This window comes from Nonomuraea salmonea (genome assembly GCF_042428605.1).
Taxonomy (GTDB): Bacteria; Actinomycetota; Actinomycetes; order Streptosporangiales; family Streptosporangiaceae; genus Nonomuraea; species Nonomuraea salmonea.
This window is the reverse complement of the sequence record NZ_JBHMCF010000029.1, coordinates 577,368-600,999: the sequence shown is the minus strand read 5'-3', so window position 1 is coordinate 600,999 and position 23,632 is coordinate 577,368. Positions and strand designations below refer to the sequence as shown.

20 protein-coding genes are annotated in these 23,632 nt (G+C 72.7%); 7 read left to right on the top strand and 13 right to left on the bottom strand.

The window, feature by feature from the left end:
- The first annotated feature begins 396 nt into the window (after window positions 1-396).
- Together ACFFR3_RS26895 and ACFFR3_RS26890 are read left to right on the top strand one after the other, a co-directional pair.
- Window positions 397-1,221, top strand: coding sequence for a TauD/TfdA dioxygenase family protein (locus ACFFR3_RS26895; protein WP_345387685.1), 825 nt, complete (start codon window positions 397-399; stop codon window positions 1,219-1,221).
- 60 nt (window positions 1,222-1,281) lie between these two features.
- Entirely contained in the window at window positions 1,282-3,396 is a 2,115-nt protein-coding gene (locus ACFFR3_RS26890; RefSeq protein ID WP_364363335.1) for a RecQ family ATP-dependent DNA helicase, read from the top strand.
- A gap of 105 nt (window positions 3,397-3,501) precedes the next feature.
- Here the strand turns inward: ACFFR3_RS26890 and ACFFR3_RS26885 are convergent, their stop codons facing one another.
- Window positions 3,502-4,395, bottom strand: coding sequence for a carbohydrate kinase family protein (locus ACFFR3_RS26885; RefSeq protein ID WP_364363338.1), 894 nt, complete (start codon window positions 4,393-4,395; stop codon window positions 3,502-3,504).
- Window positions 4,396-4,577: 182 nt separating this feature from the next.
- Here ACFFR3_RS26885 and ACFFR3_RS26880 point away from each other — a divergent pair, with 182 nt between their 5' ends.
- From ACFFR3_RS26880 to ACFFR3_RS26865, 4 genes are all read left to right on the top strand, one after another.
- Window positions 4,578-7,223, top strand: coding sequence for a bifunctional acetate--CoA ligase family protein/GNAT family N-acetyltransferase (locus tag ACFFR3_RS26880; protein ID WP_364363341.1), 2,646 nt, complete (start codon window positions 4,578-4,580; stop codon window positions 7,221-7,223).
- 144 nt (window positions 7,224-7,367) lie between these two features.
- Window positions 7,368-7,958 carry a DUF5998 family protein gene (locus ACFFR3_RS26875; RefSeq protein WP_345387681.1) on the top strand — a complete coding sequence of 197 codons (591 nt, stop codon included), beginning with the start codon at window positions 7,368-7,370 and terminating at the stop codon, window positions 7,956-7,958.
- A 381-nt stretch (window positions 7,959-8,339) separates the two neighbouring features.
- Window positions 8,340-9,455 (top strand): alkaline phosphatase family protein, encoded by a 1,116-nt coding sequence (locus ACFFR3_RS26870; protein WP_379484035.1) that lies wholly within the window; start codon window positions 8,340-8,342, stop codon window positions 9,453-9,455.
- Window positions 9,452-10,276: a sulfurtransferase gene (locus ACFFR3_RS26865; RefSeq protein WP_379484034.1), complete on the top strand. Its 825-nt coding sequence runs from the start codon at window positions 9,452-9,454 to the stop codon at window positions 10,274-10,276. Before ACFFR3_RS26870 ends, ACFFR3_RS26865 begins: the two co-directional genes overlap by 4 nt.
- Before the next feature lie 25 nt (window positions 10,277-10,301).
- On the opposite strand, the gene ACFFR3_RS26860 is transcribed toward ACFFR3_RS26865, so the two are convergent.
- The 4 genes from ACFFR3_RS26860 to ACFFR3_RS26845 all read right to left on the bottom strand — a co-directional run bounded on the left by ACFFR3_RS26860 (window position 10,302) and on the right by ACFFR3_RS26845 (window position 14,971).
- Window positions 10,302-12,824, bottom strand: a complete 2,523-nt coding sequence (locus ACFFR3_RS26860) for a CHAT domain-containing protein (protein WP_379484033.1) — start codon at window positions 12,822-12,824, stop codon at window positions 10,302-10,304.
- 66 nt (window positions 12,825-12,890) lie between these two features.
- Window positions 12,891-13,340, bottom strand: coding sequence for a hypothetical protein (locus tag ACFFR3_RS26855; RefSeq protein WP_355413162.1), 450 nt, complete (start codon window positions 13,338-13,340; stop codon window positions 12,891-12,893).
- Entirely contained in the window at window positions 13,337-13,873 is a 537-nt protein-coding gene (locus ACFFR3_RS26850; protein ID WP_345387670.1) for an RNA polymerase sigma factor, read from the bottom strand. Before ACFFR3_RS26850 ends, ACFFR3_RS26855 begins: the two co-directional genes overlap by 4 nt.
- A gap of 72 nt (window positions 13,874-13,945) precedes the next feature.
- On the bottom strand, window positions 13,946-14,971 hold the full coding sequence (locus tag ACFFR3_RS26845; RefSeq protein WP_364363352.1) for a S8 family peptidase: 1,026 nt from the start codon (window positions 14,969-14,971) through the stop codon (window positions 13,946-13,948).
- A 174-nt stretch (window positions 14,972-15,145) separates the two neighbouring features.
- Here ACFFR3_RS26845 and ACFFR3_RS26840 point away from each other — a divergent pair, with 174 nt between their 5' ends.
- The gene (locus ACFFR3_RS26840) at window positions 15,146-15,640 is read left to right on the top strand and encodes a DUF3145 domain-containing protein (RefSeq protein ID WP_364363355.1); all 495 of its coding nucleotides are present in this window, start codon (window positions 15,146-15,148) and stop codon (window positions 15,638-15,640) included.
- A gap of 159 nt (window positions 15,641-15,799) precedes the next feature.
- Here ACFFR3_RS26840 and ACFFR3_RS26835 read toward each other — a convergent pair whose 3' ends face one another.
- From ACFFR3_RS26835 to ACFFR3_RS26800, 8 genes are all read right to left on the bottom strand, one after another.
- Window positions 15,800-17,224, bottom strand: a complete 1,425-nt coding sequence (locus ACFFR3_RS26835; protein ID WP_345387666.1) for an acyl-CoA carboxylase subunit beta — start codon at window positions 17,222-17,224, stop codon at window positions 15,800-15,802.
- Entirely contained in the window at window positions 17,225-18,457 is a 1,233-nt protein-coding gene (gene fabF, locus ACFFR3_RS26830) for a beta-ketoacyl-ACP synthase II (protein ID WP_364363361.1), read from the bottom strand.
- Between the two features lie 56 nt (window positions 18,458-18,513).
- Window positions 18,514-18,753, bottom strand: coding sequence for an acyl carrier protein (locus ACFFR3_RS26825; RefSeq protein ID WP_043614464.1), 240 nt, complete (start codon window positions 18,751-18,753; stop codon window positions 18,514-18,516).
- 75 nt (window positions 18,754-18,828) lie between these two features.
- A complete protein-coding gene (locus ACFFR3_RS26820; RefSeq protein WP_364363364.1) occupies window positions 18,829-19,785 on the bottom strand; it encodes a beta-ketoacyl-ACP synthase III in 957 nt (318 codons plus the stop codon).
- Entirely contained in the window at window positions 19,782-20,678 is an 897-nt protein-coding gene (locus tag ACFFR3_RS26815; RefSeq protein ID WP_345387662.1) for an ACP S-malonyltransferase, read from the bottom strand. Before ACFFR3_RS26815 ends, ACFFR3_RS26820 begins: the two co-directional genes overlap by 4 nt.
- A gap of 103 nt (window positions 20,679-20,781) precedes the next feature.
- Window positions 20,782-21,906, bottom strand: a complete 1,125-nt coding sequence (locus ACFFR3_RS26810; RefSeq protein WP_364364489.1) for a PucR family transcriptional regulator — start codon at window positions 21,904-21,906, stop codon at window positions 20,782-20,784.
- A gap of 115 nt (window positions 21,907-22,021) precedes the next feature.
- Window positions 22,022-22,453: a DUF350 domain-containing protein gene (locus ACFFR3_RS26805; protein ID WP_345387660.1), complete on the bottom strand. Its 432-nt coding sequence runs from the start codon at window positions 22,451-22,453 to the stop codon at window positions 22,022-22,024.
- Window positions 22,454-22,485: 32 nt separating this feature from the next.
- Window positions 22,486-23,631 (bottom strand): glutathionylspermidine synthase family protein, encoded by a 1,146-nt coding sequence (locus ACFFR3_RS26800; protein ID WP_345387658.1) that lies wholly within the window; start codon window positions 23,629-23,631, stop codon window positions 22,486-22,488.
- Window position 23,632 lies beyond the last annotated feature (1 nt).

The window sequence follows — 23,632 nt, the reverse complement described above, 5'->3', positions numbered from 1 at the left end:
TGCTGCGCGGCTGCCTCGGCCGTCGCGCCGAGGGGAAGCGCATCCTCCTTCAGTTCTTGTGCTCTAACGGTAGCCGTCAGCCCGCTGGAGAAGCGTCAGATCGGCGTGCGAGACGGCGATGCGACCCGTCTCCCGAGCCGGCGCGGCCACGCGACCGGAAGGGGTGGGGACGTCTTCGCCTATGGCAGATGATCGCACGAGCCAGGTCTTCTGTGGCGTATCCATGGTGTCGCTCACGCTTCCGGTGCCCTGGGAGGGATCCTGCCGAGGCTCAGATCCTACTCGATCCGTACGAGTTCTCGCTGACTTGTTCGAGCTGGACGAGTAGCTTGACCAAGCAATTGCTTGGGTCGTACGTTCGATCCGAGGGATCCGCATCTGTCTCCGGAGGGCGTCATGATCGAGTTCCATCCCGTGACCAAGCACATCGGCGCCGAGGTCACCGGGGTCGATCTGCGCAAGCCCCTGTCACAGGAAGAGGTCGCGACCCTGCGGGCGGGCTGGCTCGAGCACCTCGTGCTGTTCTTCCGCGACCAGCCCATCGACGACGAGCAGCACCTGCAGTTCGCCCTGAACTTCGGCACGCTCAACCACCCCGCGTTCAAGAAGGACGCCACCAGCCCCATCCACGTCCTCGACCAGACCTCGCCCAAGGGGGAGGGCGGCGACGAGTGGCACAGCGACAACACCTTCGAGCCGACGCCGCCCATGGGCTCGCTGCTGCGCTGCGTGCAGCTGCCCAGCGTGGGCGGCGACACGTGCTGGGCGAACACGTACCTGGCCTACGAGACGCTCTCGCCCTCCATCCAGCGGCTGTGCGACGAGCTGACCGCCGTGCACGACATCACGATGTCCATGAAGAAGGCCATCGCCAAGGGGCATCCGTTCGACCTGGCCGAGATCCAGGCCAAGTGGCCGCCCGTGGAGCGCCCGGTCGTCCGCGTGCACGCCGAGACCGGCCGCAAGGCGCTGTTCGTCAACCGCGCCTCCACCACCCGCCTGGCCGGGCTGACCGACAGGGAGAACGAGGCGCTGCTGCCGCTCCTCATCGACCACATCCGCTCGCCCGAGTTCCAGGTCAGGCTGCGCTGGCGGCCCGGCACGCTGGCCTTCTGGGACAACCGGCCCACCCAGCACTACGCCGTCGCCGACTACACCGAGCGCCGCCGCATGCACCGCGTCACGATCAACGCCTTCCCCGAGCACGCCGACCCGGCCTGAGAGGCGTTTCCGTCGCGGTAGCGGCGAATTTCGTCGCCCGGAGCTGGTAACAAGGGAGGCATGATTGATGCCCCCGATGCCGCGATGCTGCGGGAAGAGGCCGAAGAGCGGCTGCAGGCGCTGGCCGGCGAGCACGCCAGGCTCCGCGACGACCAGTGGTCCGCCATCGAGGCCCTGGTGCTCGACCGCCGCAGGGTGCTCGTCGTGCAACGCACCGGCTGGGGCAAGTCGGCCGTCTACTTCGTGGCCACCGCGCTGCTGCGCGAGATGGGCGAGGGCCCCACGGTCATCGTCTCGCCGCTGCTCGCCCTCATGCGCAACCAGATCGCCGCCGCCGAGCGCGCGGGCATCAGAGCCGTCACGATCAACTCCGCCAACCCCGAGGCGTGGGAGGAGATCTACGGCCAGGTCGCCGAGGGCCTGGTCGACGTGCTGCTGGTCAGCCCCGAGCGGCTCAACAACCCCGACTTCCGCGACAACGTCCTGCCCGAGCTGGCCGAGAGCGCCGGGCTGGTCGTGGTCGACGAGGCCCACTGCATCTCCGACTGGGGCCACGACTTCCGGCCCGACTACCGCCGGCTGTCCACGCTGTTCGCGCAACTGCCGCCCGGCATCCCCGTGCTGGCCACCACCGCCACGGCCAACGCCCGCGTCACCCGCGACGTCGCCGAGCAGCTGAGCCTGCCGCCCGAGCTGCGTCCCGAGGGCGACGACACGCTCGTCCTGCGCGGCCCGCTCGAACGCGACAGCCTCCACCTCGGCGTCGTCCGCCTGCCCACCGCCGAGCAGCGCCTCGCCTGGCTCGCCCAGACGCTGCGCGAGCTGCCCGGCTCCGGCATCGTCTACACCCTCACCGTGGCCGCCGCCCACGAGATCGCCGGCTACCTGCGTGAGCAGGGCCTCGAAGTGGCCGCCTACTCCGGGCAGACCGAGCCGGCCGAGCGGCTGGCCGCCGAGGACGCGCTGATCGGCAACAAGATCAAGGCGCTCATCGCCACCAGCGCGCTCGGCATGGGCTTCGACAAGCCCGACCTGGGGTTCGTGATCCACGTCGGCGCGCCGCAGTCGCCGGTCGCCTACTACCAGCAGGTCGGCAGGGCGGGGCGCGGCGTCGAGCGGGCCGAGGTCATCCTGCTGCCCGGCGTCGAAGACCGCGACATCTGGGCCTACTTCGCCTCGCTGGCCTTCCCGCCCGAGCCCGTCGTGCGCACCACGCTCCAGACGCTGGAGGAGCGCGGCGTCATGTCCACCCCGGCGCTGGAGACCGCGGTCGACCTGAGCCGCGGCCGGCTGGAGATGATGCTCAAGGTGCTCGACGTCGAAGGCGCCGTACGCCGGGTCAAGGGCGGCTGGGCGGCCACCGGCGAGCCCTGGGCCTACGACACCGAGCGCTACACCCGCATCGCCGCCGAGCGCCGCGCCGAGCAGGAGGCCATGCTGGCCTACCTCACCACCACCGAGTGCCGCGAGCAGTTCCTGCGCCGCCACCTCGACGACGACACCGCCACGCCCTGCGGCCGCTGCGACAACTGCACCGGCAGGCACCGCTCGCCGGAGATCGCCGCGCAGGCCGTCGAGACCGCCCGCGAGCGCCTGAGCAGGCCAGGCGTCGAGATCGACGCCCGCAGGCAGTGGCCCACCGGCCTGTCCGACCTGTCCGGGCGCATCAAGCCCGAGCTGGGCGCCGAGCCGGGCAGGGCGCTCGGGCGGCTGACCGACATCGGCTGGGGCAACCGGCTGCGCGAGCTGTTCGCCGGCGACGACGGGCCGATGCCCGACGACATGTTCGCCGCCGTCATCAAGGTGCTGTCGGCGTGGGAGTGGCGGGAGCGGCCCGTCGCGGTGGTCAACGTGCCGTCGGCGAGCCGGCCCAAGCTGGTGCGCGGGTTCGCCGAGCGGCTGGCGCAGGTGGGGCGGCTGCACTATCTGGGGGAGCTGGGCTACCGCGCGGGCTCACCGGGCAAGCAGTTCAACAGCGCCAAGCGGGTGCTGGCCATCAGGGGCACCCTCGCGATGCCGAAGGACCTCAGTGCCGCGATCGCGCAGTGCGGCGGGCCGGTGCTGCTGGTCGACGACCGCGTCGACACCGGCTGGACGATGACGCTGGCGGCGGCGCAGGTGCGCCACGCGGGCGCGCCGGCCGTGCTGCCGCTGGCGCTCGCCGTGACCAGCTGAGGGAGTGCGGCGGGCGCGCCGGCCGTGCTTCTGCTGGCGCTCGCCGTGACCAGCTGAGGGAGTGCGGCGGTCGCGGGCGCCGTGACTGGCTGAGGAGGTCTGAGTCTAGAACGGCGGGCGGGCGCCGAGGTGCATGATCGCCTTCGACGCCAGCCGGCAGCCGGAGGCCAGCGCGTCGGCCGGGGGCTTGCCCTCCAGCCACGGCGGCAGGAACCCGGCACAGAACGCGTCACCGGCCCCCGTGCCATCGACGATCTTGTCGACCGGCTCGGCGGCCACTCGCACGGGGTCGGGGCGCCCGTTGCTGAACCACAGCGCGCCCTCGGCGCCCATCTTGATCACGACCTGCGGGAACCACGCCGTGAGCACCTTGGCCGCGGCCTCGGCGTCGTCGCGGCCGGTCAGCACCTTGGCCTGGTCGATGTTGGCGAACAGCAACTTCGCGCCGTTGGTCCACTCGAGGAACGGCTCGGCGCCCGTACGCTCAAGAGGCGCCGACGACGCGCAGTCGACGGAGATCGACATGCCGGTGTGCCTGGCCATGTCGAGCGCCGCGAGCCCGGCGTCGCGCGAGCCCTCGTTGATCAGCGTGTAACCCGACAGATGCAGGTGGGAGCCCTGGACGAAGAGGTCGCGCGGGAGGTCCTCCGGTGACAGCGCGGCGTTGGCGCCGGGGTCGGAGAGCATCGTGCGCTCACCCTTGTGCGTGACCAGCACCACGCACGTGCCGGTGGGCCGCTCGGGGTCCATGACGAGCCGGGCGTCGACGCCGTAGCCCATCAGCTCCATGTCGCGGTTACGCCCCGTGATGTCGGCGCCCCTGCGGCCGATGAAGGCCACCTCGCTGTTCTCGACGGCCAGCCAGGACGAGATGTTCGCACCCGAGCCGCCGCCGTGCATCGTCACGATCGCCGGGGTGTCGCTCGCCCTGGCGAGCGCATAACGGGCGCGCGCCACCGCGTCGGTCATGAGATCGCCCACCACGACGACCCGCGTCATGATGTCACCACCTTGCTGCCTTCAGATCGAGCCTGGCCACGGCAAAACGCCACGGCAAAACTAACAGCTTCCGAGCTGCTCGTGGGGCATACCCCCGACACCGGGCAGGAGTCGATGCACAAGCGTTGCCCAACAGGGCCCCAGCGTCTTGGCATGTGGGATGCGGGTTTACGCTCGTTTCTGTGGAGGCACAATATCCGGCCCATTGGGAGGCCGATGTCGTCCTTGCCGACGGCGGCACCGCGCACGTGCGCCCCATCAGGCCCGCCGACGCCGACCGTCTCCGTTCGTTCTACTCCCGTCTGTCCGACGAGTCGATCTATTTTCGGTTCTTCGGGCCGCGCCCCCGGCTGTCCGACCGCGAGGTCGAACGCTTCACCAACGTCGACTACGTCAACCGCGTCGCGCTGATCGCCACCATCGGCACCGAGATGGTGGCCGTCATCCGCTATGACCGCACCGGCCCGGGCGAGGCCGAGGTCGCCTTCCTCGTCGAGGACGCCCACCAGGGCAGGGGCGTGGCCTCCGTGCTGCTCGAACACCTGGCCGCCACCGCGCGCGAGCGCGGCATCGAACGCTTCATCGCAGACGTGCTGCCCGCCAACATGCGCATGACCGGGCTGCTGCGCCAGGCCGGCTACACCGCGCAGAGCCAGTTCGAGGACGGCGTCGTCCGCATGACGCTCGACCTCACCCCCACCGACACCTCCGCCGAGGTCACCGCGGCCCGCGAGCACCGCGCCGAGTCCCGCTCGATCGCCCGGCTGCTCACCCCCGGATCCGTCGCGGTGATCGGCGCCTCGCGCGAGCCGGGCGGCGTCGGCCAGACCGTGCTGCGCAACCTGCTGGCCGCCGACTTCACCGGCCCCGTCTACCCCGTGCACCGCGAGGTGCGGGCGGTGGCGGGCGTGCGCGCCTACCCGAGCGTCACGGCCATCGACGGCGAGGTCGACCTCGCCGTGGTCGCCGTGCCCGCCGAAGGCGTCCTCGACGTGGTCAAGGAGTGCGCGGAGAAAGGCGTGCACGGCCTGGTCGTGGTGTCGTCGGGGTTCGGCGAGACCGGCGCCGAGGGCCGGGCCAGGCAGGACGAGCTGGCCCGCATCGCCCGCTCCTACGGCCTGCGCGTCGTCGGCCCCAACTGCCTCGGCATCGCCAACACCGACCCCGGCGTCAAGCTCAACGCCACCCTCGCCGCCACCGTGCCGGGCCGCGGCAACGTGGGCTTCTTCAGCCAGTCGGGCGCGCTCGGCACCGCGCTGCTCCAGCGGGTCGCCCAGCGCGGCATGGGCATCTCGACGTTCGTCTCGGCCGGCAACCGCGCCGACGTCTCGGGCAACGACCTCCTGCAGTATTGGGAGGAGGACGACTCCACCGAGGTCATCCTGCTCTACCTCGAGTCGCTCGGTAACCCGCGCAAGTTCACCCGGCTGGCCAGGCGCATCTCCCGCCGCAAGCCCGTCGTGGTGGTCAAGAGCGGCGGCACCCCGTCCGGCCACTCCGCCGCCGAGCTGGGGCTGCCCGACTCGGCGATCAGCTCGCTGTTCGAGCAGGCGGGGCTGATCAGGGTCGACGACCTCATCCAGCTCTTCGACGTGGGGCAGCTGCTTGCCTACCAGCCGCTGCCCGGCGGGCCGCGCACCGCGCTCGTCACCAACTCCGACGCGCTCGGCCTGCTCGCCGCCGACGCCTGCCTGGCCGCCGGGCTCGAACCCCGCAAGCCGGTCAACCTCGGCCCCGCCGCCGGGCCCGCCGAGTACGGTGCCGCGCTCGCGGGCGAGCTGGCCTCCCCCGAGGTGGACGCCGCCGTCGTCATCTACATGCCGCCGATCCCGGGCGAGACCGACGAGGTGGCCGCCGAGCTGCTGCGCGCCTCCCAGGACTCCGGCAAGCCGGTGCTCGCCACGTTCATGGGGCATCTCGGCATGCATCCCGCGCTGCGCGTCCCCGGTGACGGGCCCGCGCGGGGGTCCATCCCGTCGTACGCCGCCCCCGAGGAGGCCGTACGCGCCCTCGCCCACGTCGTCCGTTACGCCCGCTGGCGCGCCCAGCCGGTGCAGCCGCCGCCCGAGCTGAGCGGCATCGACACCGACCGGGCCCAGACGCTGGCCCGCGAGACGCTGGCGGGCACCGCGCCCGACATCCCGCCCGGCGGGTTCGCCCAGCAGGGGCCGCCCGTCGAGGTCGACGCGGCCGAGCTGCTGTCCTGCTACGGGCTGACCGTCTGGCCCGCCGAGATCGTCCGCTCGCCCGACGAGGCCGTGGCCGCCGCCGAGCGGCTGGGCTGGCCGGTGGTGGTCAAGGTGGCCGATCCCGCGGCCTCGCGGCGGGCCGGCACCGTGCGCCTCGGGCTGACCGGCCCCGACATGGTCCGCCACGCCTACGCCGAGCTGCTGGGCGAGCACGCGGAGCTGGCCGTGCAGCGGATGGCGCCGCAGCCCGCGGTGCCGACCGTCGTCGGGATGGTCGAGGATCCCGCGTTCGGGCCCGTGGTGTCGTTCGGGCTGGGCGAGGTGACCGCGCGGCTCCTGCTCGACCAGAGCTTCCGCCTCGCGCCGCTCTCCCCGGAGGACGCCTCCGACCTGATCAGGTCCGTACGCGCGGCGCCCCTGCTCTTCGGCCAGTACGGCTATCCGCCGGTCGCGGTCGACGCCCTGGAGGACCTGCTCGTACGCGTCGGCCGCCTGGCGCACGATCTGCCCGAGGTGGCCAGGCTCGACCTCGACCAGGTGCTCGTGGGGGAGTCGGCGGTGATGATCCTCGGGGCCCGCGCCACCCTGCGCACCCCGGCGGGCCCGAGACTCGACGGGGGCCCGCGGCGGCTGTCCTGACCGGCCCGCCCGGCTCCTCGGGGGCTCTCGGTCAGCCCTGAGCGAAGGGAGCGGACCGAGTGCCCCTGATGACCCGGCATAAGACGTTATAGAGCGTTATATCCGGCGGGTGAGTGTACTGCCCGTCCCTGGCAGGATGGACCCATGAGGGAAACCCGAGTCTCAGCCGCGGGCCTGCGCGAAGCGATCGAGCGCAGCGGCTACTACCCCGACCTCGTCACCGATGCGGTCGAATCCGCGCTGGGCAAGGAGGCCGTGACCGCGTTCGTGGTCCACCACGAGGCGACCTTCGATCCCGCGATGGAGGTGCGCCGCCACGTCACCGTGCTGGTGCTGACGGGCACGCGGCTGCTGGTCTGCCACACCGACGAGCACCCCGCGGTGGAGGGGGTCTCGGCGTCCCATGCCTCCACCACCACCGAGGCGGTGCGGCTGAGCCGCGTCCAGTCCGTCGCCGTCACCCGCGTCGTGCCCGACCCCGCCTCCTACGTGCCCGGCATCCCTCCCACGGAGGTGACGCTCACCATCGGCTGGGGCGCCATCTCCCACGTCGACCTCGAGCCGGCCACGTGCGGCGACGAAAACTGCGAGGCCGACCACGGCTACACCGGCGCCATCACCGCCGACGACCTGTCGCTGCGGGTCAGCGAGGCCGCCGACGGCCCCGAGGCGGTCACCCACGTCCTCGCCTTCGCCAAGGCCCTCTCCGAAGCCACCGCCCGCGCCACCACCTGACCCCCTCCACCTGACCCCTTCACCAGGCAACCCCCGCCTGAGCCGGCGCCTGTCACGCGGATCCGTGTGCCCGCCCCTGCCCGCCGCGCGCTCCGGCACTTGGCATGCGGGTCGTGTCCGTGCCTCTCTGTGCCTCTCTGTGTCTGTCTGTGCCTCGCGCCCGACTCTGACCACCGCGAGCCGATGCTGGTTGCGGGGGCCGTGTCCGTGCCTGGGCCTGGACGCTGATCACCGCCGCAAGCCGATGTCTGACGAGCAGGTTCCGTCGGTGGAGGCGGCTGAGCTGTGGAGCCGGGGCTGATGGGTGTTCGCTTTCGGCCTGCTGCCGATGCGTTCGCCGGCGCCGGGGCGGGTGATCGGGGCGGGGCTAGACTGAGGGGCATGCTGGTGCCCGGATATGGTGGCGCGTCCCTGGCCGACCTTCCGGGTTCGCTGCTGGCCGCGCTCGGCATGCCCGAGCCCAACCCACTGGCCCTCGACCCGGCCGACCGCGTCTGCCTGTTCCTGGTCGACGGCCTCGGCGCCGAGCTGCTCGACGCCCACCCCGAGCGGGCCCCGTTCCTGGCGGCACACCGCACCTCCAAGCGGCTCACCGCCGGCTTCCCCGCCACCACCGTCACCAGCCTGACCTCGCTCGGCACCGGCCTGACCCCCGGCGAGCACGGCATGGTCGGCCTGCTGCTCGCCGTGCCGGGCACCGGCGCCATGCTCAACTGCCTGCGCTGGACCTTCCCCGGCGGCGCGCCGATCGACCCCGAGACCTGGCAACCGGCGGCCACCGTCTACGAACGCGCCGCCGCCGCGGGCGTCGAGCCCGTCTACGTCGCCCCCGCCGAGTTCGAGGGCACCGGCCTGACCAGGGCCGTCTACCGCGGCGTCCGCTACGTCCCGGCCGCCACCGTGGACGACCGGGTGGCCCGCGTCCACGAGGCGCTGCGGGCTCGCCGCCGGTCCCACGTCACCGTCTACTACGGCGACCTCGACGCCGCGGGCCACCTGCAGGGCTGGGGCGGCGAGGAGTGGCTGCGCCAGCTGGAGATCGTCGACGACATGGCCCGCCGCCTGGCCGAGGGCCTGCCGCCCGGCTCCGCCCTCTACGTCACGGCCGACCACGGCATGATCAACGCCACCGAGAAGATCGACGCGGAGAGCGTCCCCGAGCTGACCGAAGGGGTGGCGATGCTGGGCGGCGAGTCCAGGGCGCGCCACGTCTACGCGCAGCCGGGGGCCGCCGCGCAGGTGCTCGACGCCTGGCGGGAGACGCTGGGCGAGCGGGCCTGGGTGGTGTCGCGGCAGGAGGCCGTCGAGTCCGGCTGGTTCGGCCCCCGCGTACGCGAGCCGTGGCTGGCCCGCATCGGCGATGTCGTGGCCGTCCCCCGCACCGACCTCGCCATCACCGCTCCCAGCAGACATCCCGTCGAGGCGGCGTTCACCGGTTACCACGGCTCGCTGACCTCGGCGGAGCAGCACGTCCCGCTCCTGGAGGTACGCCCGTGACCAGCCCGCTCATCACCCCGGCCGCGCTCGCGGACCTCGTCAGGCAGGGCGAGGTCACCGTGCTCGACGTACGCTGGCGGCTCGGCGGGCCGCCCGGGCTCGAGTCCTACCGCGAGGGCCACATCGAGGGCGCCGTCTACTGCGACCTCGACACCGACCTCGCCGCACCGCCCGGCGCGGGCGGGCGCCACCCGCTGCCCGGCGCGGCGGCGTTCCAGAGCGCGATGCGCCGGCTCGGCGTCTCCGCAGGCCGCCCGGTGGTCGTGTACGACGACGCCGCCGCCACGGTCGCGGCCCGCGCCTGGTGGACGCTGCGCTACTTCGGCCACCAGGACGTACGCGTCCTCGACGGCGGCCTGCCCGCCTGGCTCGCGGCCGGCTTCCCGGTCACCAAGGAGGCGCCGGCCCCGGCCGAGGGCGACTTCACGGCGAGGCCGGGCGGCATGCCGGTGCTGTCGGCCGATGAGGCGGGCGAGCTGGCCGGGCGCGGCGTGCTGCTGGACGCCCGCGCCGGCGAGCGCTACCGCGGCGAGGTGGAGCCGGTCGATCCGGTGGCCGGCCACGTCCCCGGCGCGGTGAGCGCCCCCACCACCGGCAACGTCACCCCGGACGGACGCTTCCTCGCCCCCGATGACCTGCGCTCCCGCTTCGCCGCCCTGGGCGTGGGCGACGGCGTCGAGACGGGCGCGTACTGCGGCTCGGGCGTGACGGCCGCACATGAGGTGCTGGCCCTGGAGGTGGCGGGCCTGCCCGCCGCCCTCTACGTCGGCTCCTGGTCCGACTGGGTCACCGACCCCGACCGCCCGATCGCCACCGGCTGACCATCGAGAGTCCGGGCCGTGCGGCTCAGTAGACGGGCAGGTCGCCGGCGCCGAAGCAGGTGAAGCCCAGCTCGCCTGTCTTGGCCGCCGCGCAGGCCAGCGCCGCGTCGGGGGCCTGTCCGGCGGTGAGCAGCTCGTGGAAGGCGCTCATCAGGGTCCGCGCCGACTCGTCGCCTATCGGCAGCATGCCGGCGATCACGCACGACGTGCCCTTGGACAGGAACGTCCCGGACAGCCCGAGCGGCGCCCCCTCCATGGGCGTGCGCGACATCCCCGAGTTGCACGCCGACAGCACCACCAGCCCGGCCGTGCGCGGCAGGTCCAGCAGGTCGTACGCCATCAGCGCCCCGTCCTCCAGCGTGATGCCGGACACCAGCGGGCTGCGCGAGTGGAACACCCCGTGCGCCGCCAGGTGCACGACGTCGGCCGTGACCAGCGCCTCCTTCACCGGCCCCACCCGCCCGGGGGCCGAGCGCCCGCCAGGATGGCAGCGTACGACGTGCTCCACCTCGGCGTGCGCGTGCGAAAGCGCGGGCCCGGCGGCGGCGACCAGCGTGGGCGGGACGCCGGCACGACGGGCGGACGCGCGGGCCCGCAGCCACGCCGCCGCTCCGGCGGCCACGCTCACCGGCCGCTCGCGCAGGCCGGGCAGCGCACCCCAGGGCAGCGTGTGCAGACTCGCCACCGGCACCACCACCAGCGGCCGGTCACCGATCGCCGGAGCCAGGGGCCGCAGGACCAGCTCTTCGAGCGCGACGGCGGCCGCCTCGGCGTCGTGCCGCTGCGCGGGCCTGCGCAGCGCGTACCGCAGCCGCAGGATCGCCTCGCTGACCTGCCGCAGGTCACCGATGCGCCGCAGCAGCAGGCGCTCACCGGTGATGAGGACGGCGAGCAGCGTGTCGCGGTCGGCCACGTATTCGACCAGCGCGCCCCGCCCCAGCTCGGCACGCACCCGGTCAGGGTCCACGAGCGCGCACGCGTGGGCGGGCGCGGCGACGGCCCGCCACCGTTCGGCCCACTCGAAGACGGCCCGCGCGCTCCCGTCGCGTACGGCCAGCTCAAGCCCGAACGCCGCCAGCCGCTCACCCGCCCGCGCCGCGTGGGCCCGCAGCGACGGGTCCGCCAGCCCCTCCACGCACCCGCTCACCTCGGCCAGCCCGTCGCGTACGGCGGCGAAGGCCCCCGCGAGGTCCTCCTGCAGCGCCGACCTGAGGGCGAGCGCGTGCTGGCGCACCGGCACCGGGATCGGCGACGTACGGGCGAGCTGCCTGGCCTGCGGCTCGGAGGCGAGGCGGGTGAGCCGGGTGCCCGCGGGCGGCCGCCGCTCCTGAGGCCCGGCGTTGCGGGTGAGCCGGGCGAGCTGCGCCATGGCCGTGCCGCGGTCGTCCACGGCGAGCGCCGCCTCGGCTGCGACCAGCCGCAGGGCCGCCGCACCCGCGCCGTGCTCGTCGCACTCCTCCAGTTCGCGGGCGCACTCGACCAGCTCGCCCACCAGCTCGCGCGTGACGGGCCCGAGCGCCAGCCGCGAGCGCAGCACGACCTCCCTGGCCAGCGGCAGCCACGACACGCGCTGCTGCTCCGACAGCTCGGCCGCCGCCTGCTCGGCCACCTGCCAGGCCCTGGTGGGGTCGCCGGTGAGCAGTTCGACCTGGGCCAGCCTCAGCCGCGCCTCGGCCAGCGCGACCCGCGCTCCCGACGCCTCCAGGTCGGGCACGGCCAGGCTCAGCATCGCCCTGGCCTCGCCCGGCTGGTGGGCGGCCAGCAGCGCGCCGGCGAAGTCGGCTCGCATCGTGGCCAGCCGCTCGGGATAGCCGAACAGGGTGTCCTCGGCCTCGTGGTAGTGCTTGAACGCGGCGGCGAGATCGCCCCTGCGTACGGACAGAAACGGCAGGTTGGCGGCCGACAGCCGCTCCAGGTGCCGCAGCCCGGCGTGCTTGGCGATCTCCAGGCAGGCCGTGAGGTCGCGCAGGGCGGCGTCCCAGTCGCCCCGGCAGGAGTGGATGAGCCCCCGGTTGAGCAGCCCGCCGGCCAGGAACCTGCGGTCGTCGAGCGTGCCGGGCGCCTTCACCAGCGCCCGCAGCGCACGGTCGCAGGACGCGATGGCCTCCTGGAGCCGGCCGAGCCGCGCCAGCGCCACCGCGCGCTGCGTGTCGAGCTTGGCCTGGTCGAGCGGCGACAGGTAGGCCCAGGCGAGGGCCGCCACGCGCAGCGCCTGCAGCGGGTGGCCACGCTCGGTGCGTACGGTGACCAGCGACAACCTGGCCTGCGCCACGCGCTCCGGCGGGATGTCGGTCATGGCGATGGCCGCCCGCAGGTGGTGCTCGGCGCCTTCGAGGTCGCCCAGCTCGCGCGCGGCCAGCGCCATCGAGCGCAGCGCGACGGCCTCGGCCTCGCGGCACCCGTCGCGCCGCGCGGCCTCCCGGACGGCACGGGAGGCCAGCAGCGCGTGCTCGGGGTCGATCAGGGAACGCATCATGGCGGCCTCGGCCGCTCTGACGAGCGGATGGAGGTCCGGATGGAGGTCGTGGGGGTCCGATGATGCGCTCATGGCCGGCCTCGGAGGAGAAGACGGCCGGGAGAAATGCGCGGCTCTCCCGGCCGGGTCATTGGCGGGTCAGGGGCGGATGCGCACCCATGTGGTCTGTACGGGTGCGTGGCCCGGCCGGTGGCACACCACGCTCAGCCAGCCGGGCGGCAACCCCGTGGCGACGAAGTGGCCGGTGGGGGCGATGCGCCTGGTCAGCGTCAGGTGCGGGGAGCGCACGTCGACGAGGGCGCCCTCGCCGGGGTAGGGGGAGATGTGGCCGGCGACGTCGATGAGCCCGTCGCCCTCCGTCACCTCCAGGTCGAACGTGAGGCCGGCGGCGATGAACCTGACCAGATGCGAGCTGTCGTCGTCGCGCACGCTGCGGATCGTGGCGGACTCGGCGTGGGCGGCGGCGGTGACCGCCATCGGCACCCGAAGCCGGTAGGCGTCACGTGCGGCGGCGGACACGTGACCCGGGATCGGGTCGTTCCCGGCGCCCAGCCGGAGGGCCGCCAGGAAGTATTCGTCGTTGATCATTGCGCTGTCTCCTGTAGTGAGAGCAGAGTGCGCAGTTTCTCCAGGCAGCGTGCCTTCGTCGGGCCGACGCTGCCGGCGGGCAGCCCGAGCCGCGATGCCACCTGCTGGTTGCCGGCCTCGTTCGCGACGAGTTCGAGGATCGAGCGGCAGGGTTCGTCGAGCGTGGAGACCGTCTGCCAGAGCCGGCGGCGACCGTCGGCCTCCAGGACGGCGGCGGCCGGGTCGGGCTCGCCGACCGGCTCGGCGGCGGAGACGAGGGGCGGGTCCTTGCGCTGCATGAGCAGGGCCTCGCGACGCACCGTCGTCACGAGCCAGCCGCCCACGCTCGCCGGGTCTCTGATGTCGGTGAGGTGTTGCAGCAGGCGGAGCCAGGCGCCCTGGACCGCGTCGGCCGCGTCGACGGTGCTCAGGCCGCAGGCCCTGGCCACCGCCCACATGCGCGGCCCGAACCTCGCTTCGAGCTCGTCCCATGCCGCCCGGTCGTCCTTGGCAGCGGCCGTGAGCAGCTCCGCTGGATCACGCAGATCACGCATACGGCCTCCTTCCGCCCGGCCAGGGGAGGCGATCATGCCTCCCCGTGATGGTCCGGGGACTGAGCGTAAACTCTACAGACTCGCCGGGAAGAGGACCCCCAGATCCTGAATTTGCGGCGTCTCCTCGGAGTCGAGCAGCCGGTCGATCCACGGCCTGGCGGGCTCGTCCCTGGCCGCGTCGGCGATGGCGCCGCTCACCAGCGCGGTGGCGAACGACGTGCCGCTCCACGCCGCGTACCCGCCGAACTCGCCCACGTCGAGATAGCTGCTGGTCAGCCAGTCGCCTCGGGCGCACGCGTCGACCCAGGTGCCGTAGCCCGAGTAGGGGGCGCGGCACTGCTGGGAGGCGTCCACGGCCGCCACGCCGACCACGAAGGGCAGCGCCGCGGGCCAGAACGGCCGGTCGGACGCGGTGTTGCCGGCGCACGCCACGGTCACCGTCCTCGTGGACGTCGCGCCCAGCGCGCCGAGGGCGTCGGACAGCAGGGGCGGCGGCCGGTCGTCGAAGGTGTGGCCGCCGAAGGAGAGGTTCAGCACGTGCGGGGGACGTTCGCGCATGCGGTGCAGGGCGCGGACGACGGTCGCCTCGTCGGTCACGCCATCGGCGTCGAGCACCCGCTCCACGCGCAGCGACACGCCCGGGGCGCGGCGGGTCAGCAGACCCGCGATGAACGTGCCGTGCCCCGCCTGCTCGCCCTCCATGGCGTCGGCCTCCTGGGGGCCGAGGCGGGCGTACCATTCGCTGCCCGACCACCAGGGGTGCTTGGACACGCCGGTGTCGAGCAGGCCCACGACCACGTCGGAGCGGGATCTGTGGGTCCTGCCGCCGATCGGCGGCGTGGGAAAGGGCCGTGAGGCCGGGCCGCCGAAGAACAGCGGCTGGCCGCGGAAGACGTGGTTGGGAGAGGCGCGCAGGCCCTGCTCGCGCAACTCGGCGGTCAGCTCGCACGGATCGACGCCTTCGGCCAGGTGGAGCACGCAGACGCCGTCCGCCTCCGAGACCGCCTGCGTCCAGCGCCGCACGGACGACAGCGCCGTCCGGTCGGTCAGCACCTGGCGCGGGCGGACGAACGCCTCCCCGACTGATTGGATTTCCATGAGCGGGTATGTTTCCTGCGGAGACGACCTGTCACCCGCCACTTGCGCACCAACTTGGTATGGCCCCCCTCTGGTGCCGGATAGCGACCGACGGTAGTCTCTCCCTAGTCACTTGTGATCATCCCGGGACGAGGCCGTTGGGGAAGGCGCACCTCGTACCGAACGGGAGGTCCGGTGTCTGCTCGTGGCGTCCTTTACGTCCACTCGGCTCAGCCCGCGCTGTGCCCTCACATCGAATGGGCAGTCGCGGGTGTCCTTGGCGTGCCCGTAGACCTGACGTGGACTCCGCAACCCGCCGCGCCCAACGTCGTGCGGGCCCAGGCGGAGTGGGAGGGCCGGCCGGGCATCGCGGCGGCCATCGCCTCCTCCCTCATGGGCTGGCAGCGCCTCAGGTTCGAGATCACCGAGGACGCCTCACCCGGCGTCGACGGCTCCCGCCATGCCTACACGCCGACGCTCGGCCCCTTCACGGCCGTGATCGGCGTCAACGGCGACATCATGATCCCTGAGGACCGGCTGCGCTCCGTGATGATGATGGCCGCGCAGGGCCGGTGCGTGCTTGAGGACGAGCTGGACAAGATGCTGGGCCGGCCGTGGGACGAGGAGCTGGAGCCGTTCCGGTACGCCGGCGACGGCGCCCCGGTCAGGTGGCTGCACGCGGCCGTCTGACCCCGAAAGCGAGCACCGGCCGCGAGGGTGACGCCCCGAACGGCCGTATGAGCCCCGCGACGACGCTGACGAGCGCCCGAGACCCGTGAAGGGCGCCCGAAGACACGAGAGAGGCCCCGCACCGATTCCGGTGCGGGGCCTCTGCCGTGAGGTCGCGTGTTACAGCGGGATGTTGCCGTGGGCGCCCCTGGCAGGGGTGGCCTGGGACAGCACCTTGGCGATCGCGCCGCGTGTCTCGCCGGGCTTGATCACCTCGTCGACGACGCCCAGCTCCTGAGCCCTGACCAGCCCGCCGGACTCCTGCTTGTGCTCCTCGGCCAGGCGCAGCTCCAGCTCGGCCCGCTCCTCCTCGGGGACGGCGGCCAGCTGGCGGCGCTTGAGCACGCGCACCGCGGCCACCTCACCCATGACCCCGATCTCGGTGGTCGGCCAGGCGAAGACCTTGGTGGCGCCGAGCGCGCGGGAGTTCATCGCGATGTACGCCCCGCCGTACGCCTTCCTGGTGATGAGCGTGACCCGCGGCACCGACGCCTCGGCGAAGGCGTGCAGCAGCTTGGCCCCGCGCCGGACCACGCCGTCGTGCTCCTGCCCGACACCCGGGAGGTAACCGGGTACGTCCACCAGGACAACCAGCGGCACCCCGAAGGCGTCACACATACGGACGAACCGGGCGGCCTTCTCGGCGGACGTGGCGTCGAGGCAGCCGCCCAGCCGCATCGGGTTGTTGGCGATGACACCGACCGTGCGGCCGCCCATGCGGCCGAGCGAGGTGACGATGTTGGGCGCCCACTTGGGGTGCAGCTCCAGGCCCGGCTCGTCGAGCAGCCCGTTGACCAGAGGCTTGACGTCGTAGGCGCGGCGGGCGGAGTCGGGCAGCAGGGACGAGAAGTCGATCTCGCCGATCTCGCCGGTGCGCATGCGGCCCTGGTGGCCGAGCAGCGTGGCGAGCTGGCGCGCCTTGACGAGGGCGTCGGTCTCGGACTTGGTGACGATGTGGGCCACGCCGCTGCGCTTGCTGTGCGGGTCGGGCCCGCCGAGCGCGGCGGCGTCGACGTCCTCGCCGGTGACGCTGCGCACGACGTCGGGACCGGTGACGAAGATGCGGCCGGTGTCGGCGAGGATGACCAGGTCGGTGAGCGCGGGCCCGTAGGCGGCGCCGCCGGCGGCGGGGCCGACGACCACGGAGATCTGCGGCACGATGCCGGACGCCTTGGTCATGGCGGCGAAGACCCGGCCGACCGCGTGCAGCGACTCGGCGCCTTCGGCGAGGCGCGCGCCGCCGGAGTGCCAGATGCCGATGACGGGCACCCGCTCACGGACGGCGACGTCGTAGGCGTGGACGATGTGCTCGCATCCCTCGCCGCCCATGGCGCCGCCCTGGACGCGGGCGTCGCTGCAGAACGCGACGACGGGGACGCCTTCGACGCGGCCCATCGAGGCGAGCGCGCCGCTCTTGTCCTCGGGCGTGATCAGCCGCAGCGAGCCCTCGTCGAGCAGCGCGGTCAGGCGGACGACGGGATCGCGGGGATCAGCGGGCTCCTGATCGGAGCCCTCGCTCACCACCCGGTTGTCGAGCACGGTCATTTAAGCCCCCTTAAACACGACGGTCACGTTGTGGCCGCCGAACCCGAACGAGTTGTTGACCGCGGCGATGTCGCCGTCAGGCAGCGCGCGGTTCGCGTCGTGGACGAGGTCGACCTCGATGCCGTCGTCGAGGTCGTCGATGTTGATCGTGCGCGGGACGATCCGCTCCTGCAGAGCCTTGATGGTGAAGACGGACTCGATGCCGCCGGCTCCGCCGAGCAGGTGCCCGGTCATGGACTTGGTGGAGGTGACGAGCGGGTGGGTGCCGATGGCCTTGGCCACGGCCTGCACCTCGCCGATGTCGCCCGCGGGGGTCGAGGTGGCGTGGGCGTTGACGTGCTTGACGTCGAGGCCCGTGACGTCGGCGTCGTTGAGCGCCTGCGTCATCGCCATGATCTGGCCGCGGCCCTCGGGCTCAGGCTGGGTGATGTGGTGCGCGTCGGCGGAGTAGCCGACGCCCGCGCAGTACGCGTAGATGCGCGCGCCACGCGCCTTGGCGTATTCCTCCGACTCCAGCACGACGACGCCCGCGCCCTCGCCCAGCACGAAGCCGTCGCGGTCGCGGTCCCACGGGCGGGAGGCGCCCTCGGGGTCGTCGTTGCGGGTGGACATGGCCCGCGCGGCGGCGAAGGCCGCGATGTTGAGGCCGTGGATCGCTGCCTCGGTGCCGCCGGCCACGACCACGTCGGCGCGGCCCGCCCTGATCATGTCCATCGCGTAGCCGATGGCCTCGGCGCCGGACGCGCAGGCCGACACCGTGGCGTGCACGCCCGCCATGGCGCCCAGGTCGAGCCCGATCCAGGCGGCCGGGCCGTTGGGCATGAGCATGGGCACGGTGAACGGCGACAGCCGGTTCCAGCCGCGCTCGCGGTAGGTGTCGTACGCCGACAGCGTGGTGTTGATGCCGCCGATGCCGCTGGAGACCACGACGCCGAGCCGCTCGGGCGCCACCTCGGGGGCGCCGGCGTCCTGCCAGGCCTCCCGGGCGGCGACCAGCGCGAACTGCTCGCTGCGGTCGAGGCGGCGGGCCTCGGGCCGCGGCAGCACCTCGGCGGGATCGACCGCCGCCGTCCCCGCGAACTTCACGGGGACGGTGTCGATCCAGTCCGTGGTCAGGGTCTTGACGCCCGACTGACCGGCTAGGAGCGCCGACCAGGTCGAGGTGACGTCTCCACCGACGGGCGTCGTCGCGCCAAGCCCGGTGACGACGACACGTACCCGGTTCGCACTCACGTTTCGCGCTCCTTGCTGGAATCAGTCATGGATGGATCGGATCGGTGATCGATCGCTCAGTTCTGGATGAAGGTGAGGACGTCCTTGACCGTCTTCAGGTTCTTGAGCTGGTCGTCGGGGATCTCGACGCCGAACTCGTCCTGGGCGGCCACGGCGATCTCGACCATGGACAGGGAGTCGATGTCGAGGTCGTCCACGAAGCTCTTCTCGGGGGTCACCTCGGACGCCGGGATGCCGGTGATCTCGTTGATGATCTTGCCGAGGCCCTCGAGGATGTCCTGCTCGGTGGCAGCCATGTCGCTAGTTCTCCTTTGTTTTTCTGGGTTCTGTGCGGGCGGTGCCGCACAAGTACGGAAGGGTGGCCGAGCTCCCTACGGGATCTCGATCACCTGTCCTGCGTACGTCAGGCCCGCGCCGAAGCCGAGCACCAGCGCCAGGCCACCCGACTGCACCTCGCCACGCTCCAGCATGCGCGAGAGCGCGAGCGGGATGGAGGCGGCCGAGGTGTTGCCGGCGAGGACGATGTCGCGGGCGATGACGGCGTTGTCGGCGCCCAGCTTACGGGCGATCGACTCGACTATGCGCAGGTTGGCCTGGTGAGGCACGAACGCGGCGAGCTCAGACGGCTCGACGCCGGCGCGCCTGCAGGCCTCGAGCGCCACCGGGTGCAGGGCGGTGGTGGCCCACCGGAAGACCGTCTGGCCCTCCTGGTGGAGGCTGTCGTTGCGGTCTTTGATGATGATGGCGTCGGACTTGTCGCCGGCGCTGCCCCACACGACGGGGCCGATGCCGGGAGTGTCGGACGGGCCGACGACCGCCGCGCCGGCGCCGTCGGCGAAGATCACGGCCGTGGACCGGTCGGTCCAGTCGACCCACTGCGACAGCTTCTCGGCGCCGATGACCAGCACGTTCTTGGCCGAGCCCGCACGGACGGCGGCGCTGGCGGTGCCGAGCGCGTAGCAGAACCCGGCGCAGGCGGCGTTGACGTCGAACGCGCCGGGGGCGTTGATGCCCAGGCGGTGGGCGACGACCGCGGAGGCGTTGGGGATCTGGGTCTCCAGCGTGCAGCTGGCCACGATGACGAGGTCGATGTCGTCGGGCGACATGCCGCAGGCCGCCATGGCCTTGCCGCCGGCGATGGCCGCCATGTCCTCGACGGACTCGCCGGCCGGGGCGACCCTGCGCTCCTTGATGCCGACCCGCGACTGGATCCACTCGTCGTTGGTCTCCATGGTCTTGGCGAGGTCGTCGTTGGTGACGACGTTGGCGGGCTGGTAGTGGCCGAGCGCCAGCACCTTCGCGCCGGGAACGATGTCGGGGATCTTCACTGGATCAGCTCCCTGGCCGCGTCGAGGTCGTCGGGGGTCTTGAGCGCCGCGGTGCGCACGCCGCGCAGGCCGCGCTTGGCCAGCCCGGTCAGCGTGCCGCCGGGCAGCAGCTCGATCATGTCGGTCACGCCGAGCGCGGCCATGGTCTCCATGCAGGAGTCCCACCTGACGGGGTTGCTCACCTGCCTGATCAGCCGCTGCAGGAACTCGGCCCCGGACGCGACCGCCTGGCCGTCGGCGTTGGACAGCAGCGTGACCGACGGGTCGGCGGGCTCGACGGCCGCGGCCGCCGCGCGCAGGCTCTCGACCGCGGAGGCCATGTGGTCGGTGTGGAAGGCGCCCGCGACCTTCAGCGGGATGAGCCTGGCGCGGGCGGGAGCGTCGTCCTTGAACGCGGCGAGCTGCTCGAGCGTGCCGCCCGCGACGATCTGGCCGGCGCCGTTGATGTTGGCCGGGGTCAGGCCGTGCTTCTCGATGGCCGCGAGCACGTCCTCCTCGACGCCGCCGAGCACCGCGGTCATGCCGGTCTCGGTGGTGGCGGCCGCCCTGGCCATGGCCTGGGCGCGCTCGCGGACGAGGCCGAGCGCCTGCTCGGGGGTGAGCACCCCGGCGAGCGCGGCGGCGGCGAACTCGCCGACGCTGTGGCCGGCCAGCACGTCGGGGGTCGCCCCGAGCGCCTCGGCGGCGGCCAGTGCGGCGGCCACGAGCAGCGGCTGCGCCACGGCGGTGTCGCGGATCTCGTCGGCGCCGGCGGTGGTGCCGTAGGCGATCAGGTCGAGCTCGACGACGTCGGACCAGGCGCCGAGTCTGTCGGCCAGGCCGGGCAGCTCGAGCCAGGGAGTCAGGAAGCCCGGTGATTGGGCACCTTGGCCCGGGGCGACGAGTACAAGCACAAAAACCACCTTGCCCTGTAGAACTTCGACACGCGGATGGAGATCCGTACGAACTTTGTCCGGGGTGATTTGTAGGTTCCCCACAGTGGGGATTTCGGCGGCGTTACGTTAGCGCTCGCCACGTTTCGGCGCTCTCCGAGAGCCTGCCGAGGATGAGACCCACCTGGAGGGTGAAGGCGGACCTGCCCTCCGTCGGCTGGTAGCCCGTCAGTTCGGTGATCTTCTTCAGGCGGTAGCGCACGGTGTTGGGGTGCACGAACAGCAGCCGCGCCGTCGCCTCCAGGGAGGTGCCCTGCTCCAGGTACGTCGCCAGCGTGTCGAGCAGCGGCGTGCCCGCGAGCGGCAGGTAGACGTTCTCGATGAGCTGCTCCCTGGCGTCGGCGTCGCCGTCGAGCGCCCGTTCGGCCAGCAGGTCCTCGGCGTGCACCGGGCGGGGCGCGTCGGGCCAGCCGCAGGACGCCTTGAGCCCGGCCAGCGCCGCCCGCGCGGACCTGGCGGCGGCGTGCAGGTCGGGCACCTCGGGCCCGATGACGATGGGACCGACGCCGAACCTGGCCACGACCTGCTTGGCCGCGTGGTCGGCGTCGCTCGCGCCGCCCACGATCACGATCAGCCGGTCGGCCTGGACCCCGGCCAGCAGGTCCATGCCGATGCGGCGGCCCTTCTCGCGCAGCCCGTCGATGACCGCACGCGGGTCGTCGCCGGGCGCGTTGCCGGCGATGACGACCACGGGGGAGGAGGTCCAGCCGAGCGCGGCGGCCCAGGAGTGCAGGCCGTCGTCCACCTCGCCGCGCACCAGCGCGTCGACGATCAGCGCCTCGAGCCTGGCGTCCCACGACCCCCTGGCCTCGGCCTCGCGGGCGTAGACCTGGGCGGCGGCGAACGCGACGTCGCGGGTGTAGCGCAGCATGGCCTGCTGGAGCTGGTCCTCGCCGCCGGGGGCGGCCAGCTCATGGGTCTGCGCCTCGACCACCTCGACCACGATCCTGACGACGTCGACGGTCTGCTGGAGCGAGATGGAGCGCTTGAGCTCGCGCGGCGCGGTGCCGAAGAACTCGATGCTGGGCGTGAGCCGGCCCTCGCCGGCGTGCTGGAACCACTCGACGAAGGCGGCGATGCCGGCCTGGGCCACGAGTCCCACCCACGAGCGGTCCTCCGCGCTGAGCGCGCGGAACCACGGCAGCTGCTCGTCCATGCGGGCCATCGCCGCGGTGCCGAGCGCGCCCATGGCGCGCTCGAGCCGACGGGTGGTGTCCTCCCGGGTCCGGTCTGTCACGCCTCCTAGAGTGCCAGGTCCCTCCGGATGTCCGGAACGGCGGTTCGGAGCGCGACGGGTTCGCGGCTCAGATGACCGCGACCGCGGTGATCAGGCCGATCGCGACGTGCGTGACCGCGAGCAGGCGGGCGCCGGGCTGCAGCTCCTGCTCCTTGACGAGGTCGCGGACGGAGATGCCGGCCACCTTGTCGAAGATCAGCATGGCGAGCGTCTGGACCACGATGCCGACCAGGCCGAACACGGCCGTGCCCGCGAGTCCCTCCCCCAGGCGGCCGCCGGCCGACCAGATGGAGGCGGCCACGATGAGGCCGATCGCGGCCAGGGCGGAGGTGGCGAGCAGGGTGGCGTTGGGGTTGCGCTCGGAGCGGATGACCTCGCTCAGCTTGCCGGGGGTGGCCCAGTCGATCACGTAGAAGCCGACGATCAGCAGGATCAGGCCGACGGCGGCGTAGGCGGCGATGGCGCCCGAACCGCGGGCGAGGGTCTCAAGGAGGGTCACGGAAGATCCATTCGAAACGGGTCGGTACGGGGTCAGGTCTCGATGCGGTGCGGGACGAAGGAGGAGGTGTCGTCGGTGATGTAGCCGGTCGTCTCCCTGATGCCCAGGCCGGCCGCCTCGTCGGCGACCATCCAGGCGCCGAGCACCGGCCGCTGGCCCTCGAAGGCGGGCAGCGCCTCGAAGCCCTGGTGGACGTAGCCCTCGCGGCCGTACTGGCCGGCCGTCTCCTGGACCCCCTCAGGGGTGACGATGCGCATCGATGCGCCCTCCCTGCCGAGCAGCGGCTTGCTGATGAACGAGGTCAGGTCGCGGGGCCCGTCGAGGTAGGCGGGCAGCAGGTTGGGATGGCCGGGATTGAGCTCCCAGAGCACGGCGAGCAGCGCCTTGTTCGACAGCAGCACCTTCCACAGCGGCTCGATCCAGGTGGAGTGGCGTACGGCGTGGCGTCCGAACTCGTCGGACAGCATCCACTCCCACGGGTACAGCTTGAACACCGAGCGCATCACGCGGCCCTCGGTGTCCACGAACGTGCGGTTGAGCGCGTCCCAGCCGATGTCCTCCATGGCGACGGCCACGGTCGCGAGGCCCGCCTGTTCGGCGGTCTCCTGGAGGTAGGCCACGGTCATGGCCTCTTCGCCGGTCTCGTCGGCGCTGGTGAAGGCGAAGTGGGCAGGGCCGGACGGCAGGCGCAGCTCCCGCCAGCGGTCGATGAGCCGCTCGTGCACCGAGTTCCACTGGTCGTCGCCGGGGAAGACGTCCTGCAGCCAGAACCACTGCACGACCGACGACTCCACCAGCGACGTGGGCGTGTCGGCGTTGTACTCCAGCAGCTTGGCCGGGCCTGTGCCGTCGTAGCGCAGGTCGAAGCGGGCGTACAGGTGGTCGTCGCGGCGCTCCCATGAGCGGGCGACGTCCTCCCACGCCCATTCAGGGATCGCGAAGTCGGCGAAGCGGCCGCTCTCCACCACGTGCGCCGCGGCGTGCAGGCACATCTCGTGCAGCTCTTCCACCTGGCGTTCGAGCTCTTCGACCTCGTCCATGGAGAAGACGTAATGGACGGACTCGTCCCAGTAGGGGCGGCTCAGCCCGGCCGGGTGGGCGGCGCGGTGGTAGGCCAGGCCCTGGCCTTCGATGGTCTTCTCCCAGCCGTCCCTGGGAGCGGCGTGCTCGCGGCGCATG

What these genes read in the sequence shown, in the direction of transcription:
- ACFFR3_RS26895 (WP_345387685.1), top strand. Translation starts at nt 397, where the DNA reads ATGATCGAGTTCCATCCCGTGACCAAGCACATCGGCGCCGAGGTCACC.
- ACFFR3_RS26890 (WP_364363335.1), top strand. Translation starts at nt 1,282, where the DNA reads ATGATTGATGCCCCCGATGCCGCGATGCTGCGGGAAGAGGCCGAAGAG.
- ACFFR3_RS26885 (WP_364363338.1), bottom strand. Translation starts at nt 4,395, where the DNA reads ATGACGCGGGTCGTCGTGGTGGGCGATCTCATGACCGACGCGGTGGCG.
- ACFFR3_RS26875 (WP_345387681.1), top strand. Translation starts at nt 7,368, where the DNA reads ATGAGGGAAACCCGAGTCTCAGCCGCGGGCCTGCGCGAAGCGATCGAG.
- ACFFR3_RS26870 (WP_379484035.1), top strand. Translation starts at nt 8,340, where the DNA reads ATGCTGGTGCCCGGATATGGTGGCGCGTCCCTGGCCGACCTTCCGGGT.
- ACFFR3_RS26860 (WP_379484033.1), bottom strand. Translation starts at nt 12,824, where the DNA reads ATGAGCGCATCATCGGACCCCCACGACCTCCATCCGGACCTCCATCCG.
- ACFFR3_RS26855 (WP_355413162.1), bottom strand. Translation starts at nt 13,340, where the DNA reads ATGATCAACGACGAATACTTCCTGGCGGCCCTCCGGCTGGGCGCCGGG.
- ACFFR3_RS26850 (WP_345387670.1), bottom strand. Translation starts at nt 13,873, where the DNA reads ATGCGTGATCTGCGTGATCCAGCGGAGCTGCTCACGGCCGCTGCCAAG.
- ACFFR3_RS26845 (WP_364363352.1), bottom strand. Translation starts at nt 14,971, where the DNA reads ATGGAAATCCAATCAGTCGGGGAGGCGTTCGTCCGCCCGCGCCAGGTG.
- ACFFR3_RS26835 (WP_345387666.1), bottom strand. Translation starts at nt 17,224, where the DNA reads ATGACCGTGCTCGACAACCGGGTGGTGAGCGAGGGCTCCGATCAGGAG.
- ACFFR3_RS26825 (WP_043614464.1), bottom strand. Translation starts at nt 18,753, where the DNA reads ATGGCTGCCACCGAGCAGGACATCCTCGAGGGCCTCGGCAAGATCATC.
- ACFFR3_RS26810 (WP_364364489.1), bottom strand. Translation starts at nt 21,906, where the DNA reads ATGGGCGCGCTCGGCACCGCGGCGATGGCCCGCATGGACGAGCAGCTG.
- ACFFR3_RS26800 (WP_345387658.1), bottom strand. Translation starts at nt 23,631, where the DNA reads ATGCGCCGCGAGCACGCCGCTCCCAGGGACGGCTGGGAGAAGACCATC.